At 58.4% G+C, this 610-nt stretch carries 2 protein-coding genes; both read left to right on the top strand.

All coding sequences use genetic code 11. From position 1 onward, the window contains the following. The coding region (locus G7A99_RS23715; RefSeq protein ID WP_163144521.1) for a hypothetical protein at positions 1 to 405 on the top strand (405 nt) is incomplete at its 5' end. Beyond that, positions 402 to 610, top strand: a 209-nt coding sequence (locus G7A99_RS23710) for a hypothetical protein (RefSeq protein WP_163144519.1), incomplete at its 3' end; no start/stop codon positions are given. The genes G7A99_RS23715 and G7A99_RS23710, both read left to right, overlap by 4 nt.

Genomic DNA, 610 nt, shown 5'->3' with positions numbered 1-610 from the left:
CTGGTCGGGGATTCCTACGAGGAGCGCCAGCAGAACTACGTCGAGCGCCGGGACAACGGCACGCTGGACCTCGAGCGCACGGTGGCGGTACCCCGCTACGGCGACCCCGACAGGGCCACGCTCTGGCTCCAGGCCCTCCCCGGCGGACGCTACGCCGTGGTGGTCAGCGAGGTCGACCCGCCCCACGAGGATTGGCCCGGTGAGATCCGGGGCTGGCCTCAGCCTTCGGAGGCGTACCGGAGGAAGTTGATAAACGAAAGGATTCGGCATAACGAAAACCTGATTGAGGTTTTCAGGAAAGGCGTGAAGAACCGCGATGGATCCCGTAAGGAGATCTCAGACTACAAGTCACACATAAAAAGACTCACGCAAGAAAACATGGAACTGAAGAGGCAGCTACCGTGAGTGCCCGACTTGCACAATCAGCCCCGGAGCGATACTCCAACCCCGCCAAAATGGAAACATTTTTCTCGGTCAATGAGGTCAACTCGATTCAGAATGCCTCGATTAACAGAGAACACAGAACAGACCCGAAAAACCCCTGCGACACGAACCTGTTCATCGGCGTGTTCTTCGACGGCACGGGCAACAACTACGCCGGGAGCTTCAA

It is taken from the genome of Arhodomonas sp. KWT, assembly GCF_010993615.1.
This window is presented reverse-complemented; position numbering and strand designations above follow the sequence as displayed.